The organism is Hungatella sp. L36, assembly GCF_014288035.1.
Window position 1 is genome coordinate 1 of the sequence record NZ_JACOPC010000010.1, and the last position, 17,290, is coordinate 17,290.

The following is a 17,290-nucleotide window of genomic DNA, read 5'->3' on the forward strand; positions in this document are numbered from 1 at the left end:
CACCTGTCTGAGCGCAGCGAGTTTGGGGATTTTCACTGGTTTTTAGAAAAATCCTGCACATTTAGAAATGCTTATGCCCGAAACCGGAACTGGAAAGGTCCAGGAAACGAAAGCGCCGGGCCGGGCAGCGGCAGCTGGAAGCGGAGGCTGAACTGTTACATAATATCTTTACAGGGTCTCACGCACAGCCCGAAGCGCCGCAGTGCACTCCTCCGGCCGCTCGTACATGGGATTATGCCCTGCTGCCGGAATCATGGCCATCGTTTTAAGAGGTGCATCAATCGTATCAAAGTATGCCTTGCTGAGCGCCGTTGGCGTAATGTTGTCGTTCTCCCCAAGTATGTAGTGAACCGGCACCTCATAGTGCGGCAGGATTTCGCCAAGATTAAATGACAGCATCTGCAGATGGAGTGGATGATTGACTTTCATAATCCGCATAAAACTGACGAGATCGCCCCATTGGAAGGAAGGGCTGCGCCGTAAGGTTTTAAATAGCTCACCTATACCGGAACCGGAAACCGGGCCATTGTCGTATGCCTCCTGTATTTTTCGTAATTTGGGAAGCTGCTTCAGCAGTAATTCCGGATTATCGGGGGGATAATCTCCCATACGCTCCAGCGCCTGTATATGCTTTTTGTTTCCCGCTTTCCTGGCCAGCTCTGATACTTCCTGATATGCAGTCCGTTCATTCTCCATGATGCTGATTACCTGCCCTATACCGATATAGGCCAAAACATTTTCCGGATGCTGCAGCACATACAGGCTGCCTAGCAGGCTGCCCCAGGAATGACCCAGGATGACAAGCTTCTCCACTCGATATTTCTGCTGCAAATGCTTGACGATGCCATGTAAATCTTCCAGCATCTGATCCACATTTTCCGGCATGCCGGTCTTCTTGTTTCTGCGGAGCGTTTTGCCCGCACCGCGCTGGTCCCAGTGTACGTGAGTAAATAAATCTCCCCAGGCTTTATCCAGCTCGTATGCGAAAAGCGATTCAAAGCTTCCGGGGCCGCCATGGAGATACAGGAGCACCGGGGCGTCGGAGGTTTTGGGGTAGTGTAACAAAAAGTGCTCGATGCCGTTTACCAGGATGTACTCTTCTTCAAATTGATTCATGGTCAGCTCCTTTGTTATGTAGTTTCATCGCATTTTACCCGCTTCGATGAATTCTGCTCATACCAGCCACTATTTAAAATTTTTACATAAGCTTTCAATATACTGTCTCTTAGCAACCGCGTTCAGCCATTCGGATGGAATGTTTTCGCTCCCGTAATAAATCCCTGCCAAACCTCCGGCGACTGCTCCAACCGTATCGGTATCATCCCCGAGGTTTACAGCCTTTAAGACACAGTCTTTATAGGAATCTGTATTCAGCAGGCACCATATGGCGGCTTCCAGTGTATGGACTACATATCCGCTGCTCTTTATCTCATGATCCGGCAACGCGCTAAACCCGTTTATGTTTCTCAGCCTTTCATAGGCCGCCGTCTCCGGATTCCCCGCTGCATCATAACAGGAAAACGCTGCATTGACTCCCCGTTCTACGGAATCCTTTAAAGTCCCCTTCTCCCGGATTAATTCTTTTGCAGTGAGGACATAGATCCCGCAGCCCACGAGGCTTCTCATATGGCGATGCGTTAAGGAAGACACTTCATGGATCAGCCTGATTTGATCCTTCACAGGCAATTGATCATGTAAATACAGATAAAATGCCATCGGCAGAATGCGCATTAAGGAACCGTTGCCATTTTCGTATTCAGATACCATACCGCACTGCAGCGGTGCAGTCCCGTGTCCATAATTCATGATTGCCCTGCCTGTAGCATTCCCTACATCAAACACCTCGCCCGCCGCCGTATAATCTCCATACAGCAGCCATGACGAAAATCTTTCCATGATATCCTTGTAATCTATACCGCTGCATTTTACAATGCTGTCCACCAGAGCAAGCGTCAGGCTTGTATCGTCCGACCATACGCCCCTGGCCTGATGATGGGTTCCATATTCCCTCATTTCCCGAACGGGATTCTCCTCTATTTCCTGCCGCGTTTTAAACTCAACAGGTACACCGAGCGCATCTCCGATTGCCAGACCAATCATTCCATCGTATAATTTCTTCAAAATCTCCTCCATTAAAATAATTCATTGCCAATACCATGCCGCTTGCTTCCAAAAATATATAGACAATTATACCATGGCCTTTTCAATAATGCTATAAAAGTATAGCGCAGTACTGTTTTGTCTCGTCATGAGTTCGGGAAAAGCGGGCAGAGGGAACGTCAAAAAAGTAAACAAAAGAAACGCCCGCATTTATTATCATGAGGCGTTTCTTCTTATAATTAATTTTAATCTGTATTTTCCTTTCCCTATCGCTAATTCCGTATCCGGCGCAGTTTAATTACCTGGTGATCCTCATTTGCGTGCGTTGGGAACAGGAATAGATCGCCCTGCTTATTGGCCGCCAGATCGTGGGCACGCAGATCGCAGTTCATGGCAGCTTCTGTTTTTGCGGTCTACGCTATAATTTGCCATTTATAGTAAGCATAACACAGTTTATGCAATTTTCACAATCAGAAAACAGGGCGTTATAGAAAATAATCATTTTCTACAACGCCCTGCCTTCTGGTAAATTCTTTAATTAAATTCTTCTGCTAAATCCTGCTGTTCCGGTACTCGTTCGCCGATATCCCTTCCAGCTTCTTAAAAACCTTGGAAAAATGTGCCACATCCATGAATCCCACCTCTTCTGAGATATCACCGATCCGAAGCGACGGATCCTTTAACAGCTTCTTCGCCTCCTCGATCCGGATGTGGTTTAACAGTTCGGAAAAGCTCTTTCCGGTATGGCCGTTTAACAGCTTGCTCAAATGCCACTGGCTGACATACGTCTTTTCCGCCACCTCAGCCAGGGTGATCTTCTGGGTGTAATTCTCTTCCATGTACTTGAGAGCCGTCTTCACAATAAAACTTCCGGCATTATGTTCAGATGAATCTTCATTACCGCCAGTCTCCTGCTCCGCAGCCCCTTCCGGTTCTGCTGCCGGAGAACCGGGGACTTCCGCCGTGTTCTGCGTCTTTAAAGCGTTCTCCTGTTCCTTTCGTTTGTTCAGCGTATCCGCCATGAACTGAAGCGCTTCCTTGATCTCATCCATATTGGACGGTTTCAGCAGGAAACGGTTCACCCCCAGGCGTATGGCCTTCTGCGCATAATCAAAGTCCCGGTAACCGGTCAGGATGGCGATCATCATCTCCGGGAACTCCACACGGAGCGCCGCAATCATGGACAGCCCATCCATTCCGGGCATGGAAATATCCGTAAAGATAATATCCGGCCGCAGCTTTCGGATTATCTCCAGCCCCTCTAAGCCGCTGCAGGCGGTCGCTGTCACTTCACAGCCATAATCCGCCCACGGCACCACCTTGGAAATACCTTCTACTATAATCGGTTCATCGTCTATAATCACCACTCTATACATCTGCTGCCCACTCTTCCCCGAACGTCATTTTTACAAACGCTCTGCTGCTATCAGTATACCATATTCGGGCGTTTCAAAGAACCCCGAAAATAATTTTCCCTTTTATCAACCCTTGACAGCGCCGGCCGTCATGCCCTTGATAATATACTTCTGAAGGAAGATATAGACAATCAGGATCGGAATGATAACCAATGCCACAGATGCGGCCATAAGGCCGAAGTTCGTTCCTTCATTGGAAGTCAGCTCGTTTAACAGACGCGTGATGGCACGGTGCTGCGGAAGACGAAGCAGGAACATCTGTGTAAACAGATCGTTATAACTCCAGAGGAAGGAAAAGATCGCTACTGTCGCAAAGGACGGTTTTGCAAGGGGCACTACAATCTTGTAAAAGATCTGGAATGGATTACAGCCTTCCAGATAGGCCGATTCCTCCAGTTCAATCGGGAGACTCCGCACGTAGCCGGTCAGTACGACTATGGCGAAGGACATATTGCCTGCTACCTGCGGAAGAATCACGCTCGTTAAGGAAAGCGCCAGACTCTCCGTATTGACCATGTGGGCGGAACTCAGCATACGGTATACCGGAATGATTGTGGAGAATACCGGGAACATCATGCCTGCCACCACCAGTGAATTAAGCGGTTTGCGAAGCTTGAACTCGTAGCGGACCAGGCCGAACGATGCCATGCCGGCCAGAACGATAACGATAGCCGCCACCGAAGTGGATATAATCATACTGTTGCGGTATGCGCTGAAAATACTGAGACGCTCAAATGCGGTCCGGTAGTTGGCCAGGGTAAACATTGCTCCTGTAGGAAGTGCAAAGGAGTTCGAAAGGATCTCGCCCTTCGCCTTAAAGGAGTTGATGATGACCCAGAAAATCGGATAAATCGTGGTAAGTGCCCAGAAGCCCAGAACGATGTAGATTACCACACTTCCCAGCGATATTTTTTTCCCTCTGCTCATGATGAATCCCCTCCTAATAATCTTTCTCTTTGAAAATTGTGTTGATCACTTTCGCCGTCACAATTCCAAGAACTACGATCAGAACCGCTATGGCGGAGCTGTAATCGACATTTTTCGTATTAAAGGTCTGGTAGTACATGTATGTGCCGGTCAGCCATGTCTCACCCAGCGGAATTCCCTTCGGGAACATAGTCCATGGGAGGTCGAATACCTTTAATGCACCGGTAACGCCGAGGACCACACAGGTACACATAACATTGTGAAGCAGAGGAATGGAGACATATCTTACTTTCTGGAATCCTGTTGCACCATCGATAGCGGCCGCCTCATACAGTTCGCCGGATATATTATTGAGTCCGGTGATCAGGATTACAAAATAGAAGCCCACATACTGCCACATAACAGGCAGCATCATCGTGATGAGCGCCAGCTTCTCGCCTTTCCAGTCGATGAGTTCGGTGACGCCGAGACTCTCCAGCAGCTGATTCACCATGCCCTTGTCGTACAGGAAGATCAGATTGAACATAAGACCTAACGCAGTGGCGGAAATGACGATGGGGAAGAAGTAGACAGTCCGGAAGAATTTTGCTCCGTGGCTGATATTGTCAACCAGAAGCGCCAGGACAATGGCGATTCCTACCTGGCCGATGATGGTGACTACCATCATGAGGATGGTGTTTCTGACTGCCACACGCATGTTCTCATCCTGGAACATGGTCACGTAGTTGGTGTACCACGGATCATTCCATCCCTTGCTGGCGGCTCCCAGTTCTGTAATCTGCTTAAAACTGTTTAAGATGTTCTGTATAAATGGATAGTACAAGAAAATTGCCATGAAGGCGAACGCCGGAACCAGAAAAAGGAACAGCGGCTTTTTGTTTTTATAGATATTTGCTCCCATATTCTCACCCTATTTTTCCGTAAAAAAGCCAGAGACGAAAGGCCATTACGTCTCCGGCTTTGTATTGACAGTTATTTAGTTTGCGTGGTAAATCTCCAGGCCTTCCTTGACAGCGTCTTCTGCTGTTACCTTGCCTGTTACGATCTGCGGCATGCCGTCAAAGGTTGACGTTCTGCATTCGCCCTGGAAAATATCCTGAACAGCCGGTGTTAAGGAGGTAACGCCGCTCATCATATCCATTGCCTTTACCTGTAAGGAGTTGAACTGGCTCTGGTCTACCGCCGGCGCTTCTTTCAGTGCGGAAGCTGTATGCTGTGCGAAGATCGGTACGATTTCATTGGAAGTCATATACTCTACGAAGTTGACTGCAACCTCTCTCTTATCCGGATCATCCCATGCTTTCTTCGAGATGTAGTAGCCCATGGATAAACCGCCGATTAAATCAGTTGCTTTTCTGTCTCCCATGCCTGGTACGTAAGTAACGGTGAATTTGTCGAGCTTCTCGGTATCCATGGTGGTTGGGTCATTCGGGTCGGACTGGCATGCGCCTGCGATTCCGCCGACTTTCCAGGAACCGTCGATTAAGAATGCAGCCTTATCTTCTGTGAAGGCAAGGAATGTATCATCATCGGTTGCGGATAATGTATTCTTCGGGAAGTACTCTTTTTCATATAAGTCTTTGACATCGTTAATGCCTGCTACCCATGACTGGCCCTGTGTATCTTCTACGGTTTCCGGAATGTCACAGTGGTTTGCCGGTGTGTTGTGATTGAAGATGGTGTACTCCCACCAGTAATGAGGAATGTTGCCGAGCGCCGCTGCGATTGGGCTGTAGCCTGCTGCCTTGATCTTCTCACAGTCTGTCAGGAACTGATCCCATGTGTAATCCGGTCCCGGTACAGCTACGCCTGCTGCGTCCAGAACTGTTGTATTGACGAACATGGCCTCCCAGAAACCATTAACCGGCACTGCGTATTTCTTTCCGTCTACGAGAGATGCGGCGATTAAATCGTCGTTCATATTGGAAGCGTACTCCGGATATTCCTTGCGGATATCATCGATGGACATAACCTTGCCCGCCTCGATGAAGGAGTTGGCGTCTGCGCCGTTAAACCAGAACAGTACGTCCGGCTCGGAACCCATCTGAAAATCACTTGCCACACGGGCCTTTACGGTCTCGTCGGAAACTGCTGAGGAATCGTTTACGGTGTTTCCAGTCGAAGCTTCCCAGTCCTTCACTGCCTTCTGGTAGTTCGGAGCGTTGCCATCCTCGCCTGCGAATGTGGTCATAACGTTTAATGCGACTGCCTTCTTTGCTTCGGTCGGGGCCTCTGTCTTCGCCTCTCCCTCTGTTTTCGCCTCGGTTCCTGCCTCGGTCTTCGGAGCAGCCGTCGTATCTGTTGTGGACTGTTTGGAGCAGCCGGTGAATACGGTTGTTGTCATAGCCCCTGCCAGTAATAATGCCATCGTTCTTTTCTTCATATTAATTGCCTCCTGTTTTTTTATACACCCTTTGCATTCCTGCAATTTGTATACCTCATGTCATTATTATCGCTGATTTGGGTGCAAAAATGAATAACCAGTTCTGCCATTTGTTGTATTTTCTTGTTCATTTATCACAGAACAAGAAAATACAACAAATGGCAGAACTGGTGCTCTCTACTGGACAGCTATCGTAAGACGTGCGATGACATGCTGTTCCTCGTCTTTCTCTATTGTAAGGCCGCATGGCTCCCCATACAGGATCCTCAGACGCTGGTTCACGTTGGCAATGCCCAGGTTTCCCGAGGGTTCCCGGCTGAAGTCATAATCAGGCGACAGAAGGCGGCAGATCTTCTCCTCCTCCGCAGGTGTCAGGGTTCCGTCATTCACGATATCCAGATAGAGAAATCCCTCCTTCTCATAGCCCCGCAGGATCACGGTTCCCCGGCCGCTGGGCCTGACGCCGTGTTCGATGGCATTTTCAATAACGGGCTGCAGAATCAGCCGCGGCACTTCATACTGCATGATGGATTCATCCAGCTCCTTGATTACGGTGAGCCGTTTGCCGAAGCGCTCGGAATTGATGTATAAATAGGCGTTCACATACATCATCTCCTCGGAAAGAGGGACAAAGGTCCGCTTCTTCCGGTCCATGGCCGCATCCATCAGCGTAGCAAGGGCCTCGATCATCCGGGATACCTTCTCATTTCCGCCCAGGCGGGCCTCCCAGTTGATGATCTCCAGCGTATTATTCATGAAATGAGGGTTAATATGGGACTGGAGCGCCATAATCCTGGCATCCCGCAGCGCGATCTCCTCCTCATAGATGTGGTCAAACTGATACTTCAGCCGTTCGGACATCTGGTTAAAGGACTCCATCAAGTACTTAAACTCCAGATTTTCCGGTTCCTCCTTAATCTGATAGCCAAGATTTCCCGTCTCAATCTGATCGGCTCCCTCCATCATGTCCGTAATCGGCTTCGTGACATTCCGGTTGAATACGCGAAGCAGAATCAAAAGCAGAGGCACCAGGAACAAAAGCATGCCTGCGACAACGAACGGATAGCCATAAAACGGCGCCTGAATAATCCGTTTATCCGCCTGCATCATCACCGACAGGGTGAAATACTCTTCCTTCTGCGTGTCATAAACGTAGAGATTTCCGTTTTTGCGGCTGTATCCCGTCTGCCGTGCGGCGGCGCTGCTTTCTTTTATCATCTCTTCGATATCTCCGCCCTTCAGCAGAATGGCCTGGCCGTCGAGGCGGACGAGGACATTCTCCCCCTGCGGGGAATCGATGAGGGGGCCAAAACAGTATGATTTGTCCAGGCGCATGATCAGCGCTCCGAACTGATAATACGAATTGTCAAGGAGGTTTCTGACCATGTAGATCCTGCCGTCCAGATTGATGTACCCCAGTGCCGTGTCCAGGGTGGAGAGAAACGCCTTAACCCTTTCATGATCCTCTCTCCAGTAGGTCTGCACCTGCTGATACGTACCGCCGGCCGCGTTGTTGTAGACGCTGCAGTTCATCCGCTCCGGCTCCTCGTAGCACCACAGAATGGTAGTGGAAAAACACTGGTTCTGGCGGTACTCCTTATTTAAATAGTCATTGCTCGCGGAATAGAGGCCACCGTAGCTTAAGCTGCCGCGGGTATACTCTCTCCACGCCTTCTCCAGCGTTTGGTCATAGGTCGCCTTCCGGGACGCGTTGATGCCGTAATTCAGCCGTTCCACACAGATCTGCCCGTCATAGACCACCTGGTCCACGACGCCCTGCGCCACGGTCCCGTAGCGGTTGCTTAAAATATAGTAGCCCGCCACTCCGATGATCAGGCAGAACGGCAGCAGCCAGCACATCAGCATGATGCCTATCATTCGCCATTTCATGGAAATTTCGTTTTTTTCCTGCTTTTTCATCTCTGCTCCCCTGCCGTGCCTGACGGCTGTTTTCCTATTTGAATCCCATTTTCGGCCCTAAGGCCATATGCATAAATTGTACTATTATTATTAAAACAAATCAATATCATAATGTCCCGAACGTTCCTGGAAATAAAAGCGGCGCCCCCTGTATGATCAAAGACCATATAAGAGACGCCAATTCCATAATTTATCTTTTCTACAGTAAGCCCGGCAGATGTGCCTGGAATACGGATAAGATGCAGACGAACACAAGTGCGGCAACTCCCGTTATAAAACCTCCGATCGTCCATGCACGTATCGTATCCTCAACTGAGATTTTGTAAAAACGGTTAATCGCCCAGAAGCCGGAATCATTGGGAAGGGATAAACCGATTCCGCCTGCGCAGATCGCAATACCGCAGAGAACAGGCGATATCCCGCTGGCGGCAATCAATGGGGCAAACATGGAGGAGGTCGTAATCAGCGCAACTCCTGTTGAGCCCTGTGCACAGCGGAGTATCTGGGCTATAATGAAGCACAGCACCAGTACCGGGATATGGAACTGAGACAGTGAGGCAGCTATAAAATCAGCGATTCCCGTTGACTGAAGCATCTTTCCAAAGGCACCGCCCGAGCCGGTAATCAGAAGCACCAGGCCCACCTGACCGGCGGCATCGTTCATCACATCTCCAACCGGTTTTTGCAGATATGGAAGAGAAACAAGAGCGGCATAAATAACGCCGATCAGCATCGCAATATTCTTATCCCCCACAAAGTTCAGTATCTTAACGAGCGTCCCGCCCTCCGGCAGGATCATAGGTCCAAAGCTTCCAAAGAGTATCAGCATAATTGGAACCAGAAGAATTGATACCGCCACACCAAAGCCCGGAACCTTTCTTCCCGCAGCCGATGTTCTGCTCTCCTTTTCAAAATCCTCGATATCCTCAAATGCATATTCATGATGATTTTTCCGGTCCTGCCAATCCAGGAATCTGCCATATCCCAAGCCGCCTACAATGGTACCGAACAAGCCTGCAAGCGCAGCATAGAGGAAGAAGACACCATAGTCCAGCTGGAGATTTTCCGCTACTGCCATGGGATTCGGAGTCGGTATTACCATCGCGCCTGTCGCCACAGTCGCACAGACAGTCGCACAGCACAGGGAAACGATTGATACCTTCGTTTTCTTTGAAATCACACGCACCATAGGCGCATACATAATATGTACAACGTCTCCAAAGACAGGAATTCCGGTGATAAAGCCTGCCATAGCCACTGCTATTCTGGATTTTGAGCCATTGAATCTTTTCAGGAATGTATCCGCAATGACCTCAATTCCACCGGATTCATACAAAAATCTTCCCAGCATTACACCCAGGCCGATAATAACACCGATGCTCCCCAGTGTATTGCCGAATCCGTTTCCGATTACTTTCGAAATATCCGAGACCGGCATCCGTACCATAAGGCCTGTTCCAATTGTTGTTACCAGCAATGCAATAAAAGCGTTGACTTTGAATTTAATAATTGTAATCAGTAAAATTGCGATCGCAATCAGAAAAATAACGATTAACCATCCTCCAGTAACCATATAAACCTCCCACTTAATCTCCCTTAATCATGCCCAGATTTACCAGGCCCCTTTTAAGCTTCCTCATTTCCTCTTCCGTCAGATCTCTGAACGGAAAACGAGACGGTCCCATATCAAAGCCTTTTAATTTTAAGGCTTCCTTATGTGCGATTGTCGGCATAACAGAGCGAAACAGTTCCCGAATCTGTAAGACTGTTTTCTGCGACGCTTTGGCCGCCTCTATGTTTCCTTCTTTAAAATTCGACCATATGCTGAATGAAAGTTCAGGAAATACGCTGGCAACAGCGATAATCCCTCCGGCGGCTCCTGCCATAAGGGCAGGGAGCACCTGGGCATCATTTCCCGTGATCAGCTCAAAATCCATCTTTTCCATTGCAACCTGATAGTTGAGCAGGGTCATAAAATCCATGCTGCTGTCCTTCACTCCGCAGATATTCCGATGCTGCTCTGCCACTGTTTTCAACACCATCGGCGTGATGGGATTATTCGTCATGCCGCTCATATTATAAAGATATACCGGCATTCCCTCCGCCGCTTCCGCCACTTTTCCAAAGTACCGGCACAGCGCCTTCTCATCATATCTGTGATAGTACGGAGCGGTAACAGAGACCGCATCCGCACCTTCCTTCTTAGCCCATTCGATCATATGGTACAATTCATGCTCGTTCATGGCAGTCACATTAAAGAGTACTGTTACATCCTCTTCTGCCGCATCTTTCGCAGCAGCCAGGAGACGCTCCCTCTCTTCCGTTCTGAGATTAACGAATTCACCGCTGGTTCCGCCTACAAAAATCCCTCTTATTCCGCAGCCGGTGATATACTTAATTAACCTTGCATACTCTCCGGTATTGACTTCACCATTTTCGCAAAAGGGAGTGAGTACCGGAGCTGTAATTCCCTGCAATGTTATATTCTTCATTTACTTTCTCCTCACTTTAAGACAGCGCCTTCATCCGCAGAGGAAACTTCCCTCGCATAACGGTAAAGATACCCCTCTGTAATTTTATATTGAAATTCCGGCAGCTTTTTCAGCCTTCCTTCTATCTCGTCCTCGGACAGTTCCACCGACAGGCTGCCGCCATCGATATCGATGGATATTCTGTCTCCATCCTGCAATGCCGCGATGGGCCCCCTTTGTGACGTCTCCGGTGAAATATGGCCGATGCACGGCCCCCGTGTCGCACCGGAGAAGCGGCCATCCGTAATCAGAGCCACCGTTTCTGAATATCCCATGCCTACCAGTGCTGCCGTAGCGGTCAGCATTTCCCGCATTCCAGGGCCCCCTTTCGGACCTTCGTTGCGTATGACGATGACATCTCCCTCCTTAACCGCACCTTCGTAAATCGCCTTTACCGCGTCCTCCTCACACTCAAAGCAGCGGGCTGGTCCGGTATGCTTTCTCATCTGCGCCACAACCGCGCTCTGCTTGACGACGCAGCCCTTCGGCGCCAGATTTCCATGCAAAACTGCAATGGAGCCTTCAGGTGCATAGGCGTGTTCCACAGTCCGGATCACCTCCTGATTCCAGCTTGTCAGCCGGTCTGCATTCTGTCTGTGAGTTTTACCATTCACCGTCATCAGGTCCAGATCTGCCATTCCGGACAGGGCTTTCAGCACGGCGCCCACTCCGCCGGCTTCGTCGAAATCCAGCATGGTGTGCACACCGGACGGCTTAATCTTAGCCAGATACGGCGTTGTCTTTGATATCTCTCCCAGCTCGTTCATTGTCATATGAAGCCTGCCTTCTCTCGCGATTGCGGGATAATGAAGTGTGATATTGGTCGAACCGCCGACACTGACGCATACTCTCGCCGATAATTCCAGCATCTCCTGGGTGACAATATCCCGCGGACATATATTTTCCTCTACAAGGGAGACAATCCGGACACCGCTCTGTCTTGCAATGCGCTTCTTTTTGCCCGCCACTGCATGGGCTCCCGCACAGCCCGGCAGGGTCAGTCCCATTGCTTCCGCTGCAATGGACATGCTGTTCGCAGTCCCCATCATAGCGCAGGAACCGGGTCCGGGTGACATAATGCCTTCCATTTCCTCATACTCTTCCTTTGAGATCTCACCCTTTAACAGTTTTCCAGCCATTTCCTTCAATTCGTAAGTTGCATAGCTCTTCGACTGATAGACGGCAGGCATCATCGGTCCGCCCGTTACCAGAATTGCCGGTATATTAATCCGCAGCATGGCCATCAGCATGGCCGGGACAATCTTATCGCAGCCGCCTAACAGTACAAGCCCATCCAGCATATGGGCGTTTACATACACTTCAATGGAATCCGTAATCACTTCCCTGCTGGGAAGCACACTGCACATCCCGGCATGGCCCTGCGTAAAACCGTCGCAGATGGAGATTGTATTAATCTCAAACGGCACGCCTCCTGCCTCCGATACCCCCGCTTTAACCTGCTCTGCCAGCTTATCCAGATGGACGTGGCCCGGATGCATCTCATTATGTGTGTTGATAATTCCAATGAATGGTTTTCTTAACTCTTCATTCGACAGGCCCATCCCCCTGAAGTGTGCTCTCGGCCCTGCCATACTCATTCCATTTACGACAACCGCACTTCTGTATTTCGTATTTTTATAAGTAAAGTCCTCCATATGTCCTCCTATGCCTGTAATTTTTCTGTTATTGCCGCTGCGCTTCGTTTCACCTCTTCCGCAAAGGAACAGGCCTTCTCCGGTGAGAATCGGTAATCCGGAGCAGATATTCCTATCGTTCCGGCAAGATTTCCATCAATTCCAAAGATCGGTGCCGCAATACAGACGATATCCGGATTATGCTCCCGGTTATCCAGTGAGTATCCCTGCTGCCGGATCAATTCCAGCTCTCTGTGCAGAGTTTCTTTATGGATAATCGTATTATTCGTATACTGCTTAAGTGGGTTATAGTTCAAATAACTGTCCACCCATTCTCTGCTGTGATACGCAAGAATCAGCTTTCCTCCTGATGTACATTGAAGAGGAATCTTCCATCCAATCCTGGATCTCAGCTGAATCTGGTTTTTTGCATCCATCTTTCCTATGTATACTGCCTTATCGTTATCCGGCGCGATCAGATGAATGGTCTCTAACGACAGCTCATTTAACCGGATCATCTCCTCCTGCGCCGCTTCCAGCAAATAATCCGACATATTTACTTTCAGGGCAATATTCATCATGCCCATCCCCAGTTTATACTGCCTCGCCTCTTTGTTTTTTGAAACAAAGCCGCATGCCTGGAGTTCCTGCAGAATCCGATGAACCGTACTCGGGCTTAAACCGGTTGCTTCTGCGATATCACTGATATTCACCCAACCTTTCTGCTCTGCTAAAGCTAGAATGATCTGAAGTGCTTTCAAAGCACTATACTCTTTCATTTGTTCCTGAAGGTCCATGGCTCCTCCTTCTATTCCATATATGGAATCATCTTTTTAAATGTAGAATCAATTGATATTGTCATTATAAAAAGATTGGATCGTATCGTCAATGGATAAAAAGCAAAAAAAGCAGCCGTTTTTTTGTCTGATAGTTACAAAAAAATGGCTGCTTTTTTCGATATATTTCAAATATAAAATATGATATTTTTCATGCTCTTTTCTATTCTAAATATGAAATTCTCAGGGGAAGCCGGTCAGAACTTACAATCAGAGAGGATAAACAAAAAAATCCCCCATAAAAAGGGAGGAGCCGGTGGAATGTGGGTTCCACCGGCGAGTTATGAAAAAAAGTCTTTTTATTAAACAAGTTTTTCTTGTCTATGTTTATAGTATACGCAAGAGTTATGAAGTAAGTTTGTAGAAGATGTAAATAAATTTTGTACAACTTGTGAAATATGTGTGAAATATGAATTCACTTTCCAAAAAGTTTCCAGAAAGACAAATCCTGGCCATCTCTTCATCAGTCGTAGTAATCGTCTGTCAGCACTCCATTCGTCTCAAAGTAGTACAAGGTTCCGTCGATTTCCATATCCCCGGTCACCATGTGGCCGTCAGAGGCCAGATAGTACCAGTCGTCCCCCAGAATGAGCCAGCCTGTTTTCATATAGCCGTTGGCGTCGAAGTAATACCACCTGCTGTCAATCTCCTGCCAGCCGTCTTTGTAATACTGGTTCTCCCCTTTGCAGTAGTACCAGCCGCTCGCGTCCTGATACCAGCCAATGGCAGCCGCCTGGGTCTCCGGCTGAGTCTCTGCCTTCGTTTCCGGCTGTGCTGCCGGCTTCTGCTCCGCCTGCTTTGATGTCTGCTTGTCCTCCGAGGCATTCCCCGACTGATAAGGGCATACGCCGTTGGGATGCAGGTGCGCCGGATGGCCGCCGCAATGGTAATGGTAGCTTCCCAGGCCACTCTTATTCTTGTTGTCTTTGTGGCCTCCGTTGGCATCCGTACGCCCGGGGTGCGCCTCCGCCTCGATGGAAAACGGGGTTCCGGGAACCACGGTGAAGGTGGACACCAGAAGACTGCCGCTCATGAAATAAACCGCCAATTTTTTGCATTGCTTTTTCATATAGTCCCTCCTGCAAATCGTATTTCTTTCATTATACGATAAAGTGCAGGGGAAAGCTATAGCAGCCGCATCTTTTCATCTAATGAATCAGCGCATTGGCAAGGGGCAGCCCTACCAGAAGCGCCAGCACCAGTTCCAGCACCACGTACATGATGTTGTAGCGGTAGATATCTCCGGATTTCAGCCAGCTCTTATTGCTGAACAGCATGGCCGCGAACGGAGATGCCGCCGGAGTCGCAATGGCACATGAGAGCACAAAGATTCCCATGATGGATACCAATGGAGCGGAATTAATCCCGGCCTGGAGGCAGTAGGTGGCTACCACCGGCTGAAGGATCATGCCGATCACCAGGGAATTACAGACATTGGTCAGCACACATCCGATGATCAGGAGCATGGCGCCGAAGACCAGCGGGCTCATACCCGTAAAGATCGGGGAAAGGATTGCATTTAAAAATGCAGTCACTCCTGTGCTCTCATTCGTCAGCACGCCTCCCAATAATATCGCGGATGTCACCAGGAAATACGTTCCCCAGGCAAATACCTTAACATTTTCTTCAATTGTGATAGCCGGAGCCCCATCGATTTTCACAGCAAATAAGATCACCAGGAACAAAAGGGCCATACCGAAGGAATTGGCGCTGAGCCATGCCATGCCCGGAAGTGTGGGGAAAAGGCTTGGCAGAAGCATGCTTAGCAGGAAACAGACACAGATCAGGGCCACAGCCTTCTGTCTTCTGCTCAGCGGAGGCAGCGGATTTTTGTTGAGCTGTTCCAGCGTCAGATTCTTCAGCCTGCTCACGTCGGGATGCAGGACATATTTAGTGAAGAGGATCACAGCTGCGCTGCACACGAAGCCGTAAATCAGCGCAACGAACAGCCACTGACCGTTGTTGATAGTAACGGTTGTTCCCAGAAGGTTCTGAGACACGGTTGTGTAGTTGGAGATCAGCGCGAGGCCGTTGCTCATATAAGGCGGAACCGGGAAACCGATGGCACAGGCCACGACAATCAAGATAATCATAATTGTCGGATACGCCTCGAAGGGCTTCATGCCGATATCATCAAAGATATCGTATAGGATCGGCCAGAACAGGAAAATCGGCGCAAAGCAGCCTACAAACGCGGCTATCAGCATGGAGCCTACAAAGAGTATGGCGGTAAACGCCCACGGACGGCCGATAATAAATTTTCTCGTCAGAAAGAAGCGGCCGATATACGCGCTGATCCGGTTGGTCTGGAGACTGTTCATCAGGATCATCAGAAAGAACAGCTGGACAACCGTTGGATTGCCGAATGCGGTGTTCAGTACGGCTCCCATCGGCGCATAGCCGGAGGTGCCGATCATGAAAATACAGAGGATGCTGGACCAGACCGGGTCGACCGTCGTCCATAAGTAGAGCGTTCCGATGAAGATGCCGAAGATCTGCTTTCCCACAGGCGTAATGTTGGGCATGTTAATCGGAAGCAGACGAAACAGGAGCATAATCGCGATGCCGATCAGGCAGTGAAACGGATACATATTTTTCTTTTGTCTCATGGTATTTCCCCCTAGTACGTTTTATTGTCACAATATTAACATACTGATATCACACATACCAATAGCAGGTGCTAAGATTCAAAATGCATTTTTCAGTGGATACCGGAGACAAGGTGTGCTATAGTTATATCAGTAAAAAAAGATTTATACGGGAGGATGACCATGGAACCATATCAGATCAGAGAAGATTTTATTCGCTACGGGGTTCGAAAAGAGGCGAAAAAGAATCAATATCTGTTTGATCCATCGCGGGAGGGCTGTGACAATATCTGTTTTCTGGATGAAGGAATCGCCGCACTGACGCGGATCAATGATGATGGAGAGGAGCATATTTACCTCTATTTCGGAGAAAAACGGCTGGTCGGCTTCGCCAATGCGCTGGTGAAGCACTTCCCCTATGACTGGCAGCGCTACATCACTCCCTCCCCGTTCTGGATCACAGCAAAGACAAACTGCGTCTACTACAGCATGAGGGCAAAACAGTTTGAGTCCATGATGGATTCTTCCCCGTATTTCACCCAGTGCGTTCTGGGCGCAACGACCTTAAATTATCTGGAACTGGTGAATAAGATCCAGTGGATGATGGACGGCGACAAAACTGCGCAGTTCTGCAAGTGGCTCCTGACCTACTGCATCAAGAAACAGGGGAAATCCATGATCCCCAAGGCTTTTTCCTTCGTAGAGGTCGCCAACTATCTGGGCATGCATCCGGTGACCGTAAGCCGCATTGCCAGGAAGCTGAGAGAGACGGGAATCCTGGCCCGGGAAGACGGGTGCCTGATTATACAGGATGAAGAAAAGTTAAGAGCGATGACGATGCTGCAAAACGGCTGATCAAGGTAATTCATTTTCAATAACGGAGGGCAAAACTGAACGATTCAGTTTTGCCCTCCGACATCCGTTTACCAATCTGTTTACTTTCTTTACCAGTCAAT

At 48.9% G+C, this 17,290-nt stretch carries 14 protein-coding genes; 1 reads left to right on the forward strand and 13 read right to left on the reverse strand.

All coding sequences use genetic code 11. From position 1 onward, the window contains the following. Positions 1 to 168: 168 nt before the first annotated feature. The 13 genes from H8S80_RS21210 to H8S80_RS21270 form a co-directional block, all read right to left on the reverse strand. A complete protein-coding gene (locus H8S80_RS21210) occupies positions 169 to 1,116 on the reverse strand; it encodes an alpha/beta fold hydrolase (protein WP_117632809.1) in 948 nt (315 codons plus the stop codon). 69 nt (positions 1,117 to 1,185) lie between these two features. Further along, on the reverse strand, positions 1,186 to 2,121 hold the full coding sequence (locus H8S80_RS21215) for an ADP-ribosylglycohydrolase family protein (RefSeq protein WP_117632890.1): 936 nt from the start codon (positions 2,119 to 2,121) through the stop codon (positions 1,186 to 1,188). Between the two features lie 530 nt (positions 2,122 to 2,651). Further along, positions 2,652 to 3,476 (reverse strand): response regulator transcription factor, encoded by an 825-nt coding sequence (locus tag H8S80_RS21220; RefSeq protein ID WP_002603741.1) that lies wholly within the window; start codon positions 3,474 to 3,476, stop codon positions 2,652 to 2,654. A 105-nt stretch (positions 3,477 to 3,581) separates the two neighbouring features. Continuing rightward, positions 3,582 to 4,442 carry a carbohydrate ABC transporter permease gene (locus tag H8S80_RS21225; protein WP_002603740.1) on the reverse strand — a complete coding sequence of 287 codons (861 nt, stop codon included), beginning with the start codon at positions 4,440 to 4,442 and terminating at the stop codon, positions 3,582 to 3,584. A 13-nt stretch (positions 4,443 to 4,455) separates the two neighbouring features. After that, positions 4,456 to 5,343: a carbohydrate ABC transporter permease gene (locus H8S80_RS21230; RefSeq protein ID WP_002603739.1), complete on the reverse strand. Its 888-nt coding sequence runs from the start codon at positions 5,341 to 5,343 to the stop codon at positions 4,456 to 4,458. A gap of 75 nt (positions 5,344 to 5,418) precedes the next feature. Continuing rightward, a complete protein-coding gene (locus tag H8S80_RS21235; protein ID WP_025532479.1) occupies positions 5,419 to 6,825 on the reverse strand; it encodes an ABC transporter substrate-binding protein in 1,407 nt (468 codons plus the stop codon). A 177-nt stretch (positions 6,826 to 7,002) separates the two neighbouring features. Further along, positions 7,003 to 8,745, reverse strand: coding sequence for a sensor histidine kinase (locus H8S80_RS21240; protein WP_029467697.1), 1,743 nt, complete (start codon positions 8,743 to 8,745; stop codon positions 7,003 to 7,005). Between the two features lie 199 nt (positions 8,746 to 8,944). After that, entirely contained in the window at positions 8,945 to 10,318 is a 1,374-nt protein-coding gene (locus tag H8S80_RS21245; RefSeq protein WP_029467698.1) for a GntP family permease, read from the reverse strand. A 13-nt stretch (positions 10,319 to 10,331) separates the two neighbouring features. Next, positions 10,332 to 11,237, reverse strand: coding sequence for a dihydrodipicolinate synthase family protein (locus H8S80_RS21250; protein ID WP_117632810.1), 906 nt, complete (start codon positions 11,235 to 11,237; stop codon positions 10,332 to 10,334). 11 nt (positions 11,238 to 11,248) lie between these two features. Next, the gene (ilvD, locus tag H8S80_RS21255) at positions 11,249 to 12,931 is read right to left on the reverse strand and encodes a dihydroxy-acid dehydratase (protein ID WP_117632811.1); all 1,683 of its coding nucleotides are present in this window, start codon (positions 12,929 to 12,931) and stop codon (positions 11,249 to 11,251) included. Between the two features lie 8 nt (positions 12,932 to 12,939). Next, on the reverse strand, positions 12,940 to 13,707 hold the full coding sequence (locus tag H8S80_RS21260) for an IclR family transcriptional regulator (protein WP_025532197.1): 768 nt from the start codon (positions 13,705 to 13,707) through the stop codon (positions 12,940 to 12,942). A gap of 502 nt (positions 13,708 to 14,209) precedes the next feature. Next, positions 14,210 to 14,815 (reverse strand): N-acetylmuramoyl-L-alanine amidase family protein, encoded by a 606-nt coding sequence (locus H8S80_RS21265; protein ID WP_117632812.1) that lies wholly within the window; start codon positions 14,813 to 14,815, stop codon positions 14,210 to 14,212. Between the two features lie 79 nt (positions 14,816 to 14,894). Further along, on the reverse strand, positions 14,895 to 16,355 hold the full coding sequence (locus H8S80_RS21270; protein WP_002603734.1) for an SLC13 family permease: 1,461 nt from the start codon (positions 16,353 to 16,355) through the stop codon (positions 14,895 to 14,897). Positions 16,356 to 16,517: 162 nt separating this feature from the next. Here H8S80_RS21270 and H8S80_RS21275 point away from each other — a divergent pair, with 162 nt between their 5' ends. After that, a complete protein-coding gene (locus H8S80_RS21275) occupies positions 16,518 to 17,189 on the forward strand; it encodes a Crp/Fnr family transcriptional regulator (RefSeq protein ID WP_002603733.1) in 672 nt (223 codons plus the stop codon). The last annotated feature ends 101 nt before the right edge of the window (positions 17,190 to 17,290 follow it).

Coding starts and splice junctions, on each gene's coding strand:
- H8S80_RS21220 (WP_002603741.1), bottom strand. CDS start 3,476: ATGTATAGAGTGGTGATTATAGACGATGAACCGATTATAGTAGAAGGT.
- H8S80_RS21275 (WP_002603733.1), top strand. CDS start 16,518: ATGGAACCATATCAGATCAGAGAAGATTTTATTCGCTACGGGGTTCGA.
- H8S80_RS21210 (WP_117632809.1), bottom strand. CDS start 1,116: ATGAATCAATTTGAAGAAGAGTACATCCTGGTAAACGGCATCGAGCAC.
- H8S80_RS21270 (WP_002603734.1), bottom strand. CDS start 16,355: ATGAGACAAAAGAAAAATATGTATCCGTTTCACTGCCTGATCGGCATC.
- H8S80_RS21230 (WP_002603739.1), bottom strand. CDS start 5,343: ATGGGAGCAAATATCTATAAAAACAAAAAGCCGCTGTTCCTTTTTCTG.
- H8S80_RS21265 (WP_117632812.1), bottom strand. CDS start 14,815: ATGAAAAAGCAATGCAAAAAATTGGCGGTTTATTTCATGAGCGGCAGT.
- H8S80_RS21225 (WP_002603740.1), bottom strand. CDS start 4,442: ATGAGCAGAGGGAAAAAAATATCGCTGGGAAGTGTGGTAATCTACATC.
- H8S80_RS21260 (WP_025532197.1), bottom strand. CDS start 13,707: ATGGACCTTCAGGAACAAATGAAAGAGTATAGTGCTTTGAAAGCACTT.
- H8S80_RS21240 (WP_029467697.1), bottom strand. CDS start 8,745: ATGAAAAAGCAGGAAAAAAACGAAATTTCCATGAAATGGCGAATGATA.
- H8S80_RS21250 (WP_117632810.1), bottom strand. CDS start 11,237: ATGAAGAATATAACATTGCAGGGAATTACAGCTCCGGTACTCACTCCC.
- H8S80_RS21235 (WP_025532479.1), bottom strand. CDS start 6,825: ATGAAGAAAAGAACGATGGCATTATTACTGGCAGGGGCTATGACAACA.
- ilvD (WP_117632811.1), bottom strand. CDS start 12,931: ATGGAGGACTTTACTTATAAAAATACGAAATACAGAAGTGCGGTTGTC.
- H8S80_RS21245 (WP_029467698.1), bottom strand. CDS start 10,318: ATGGTTACTGGAGGATGGTTAATCGTTATTTTTCTGATTGCGATCGCA.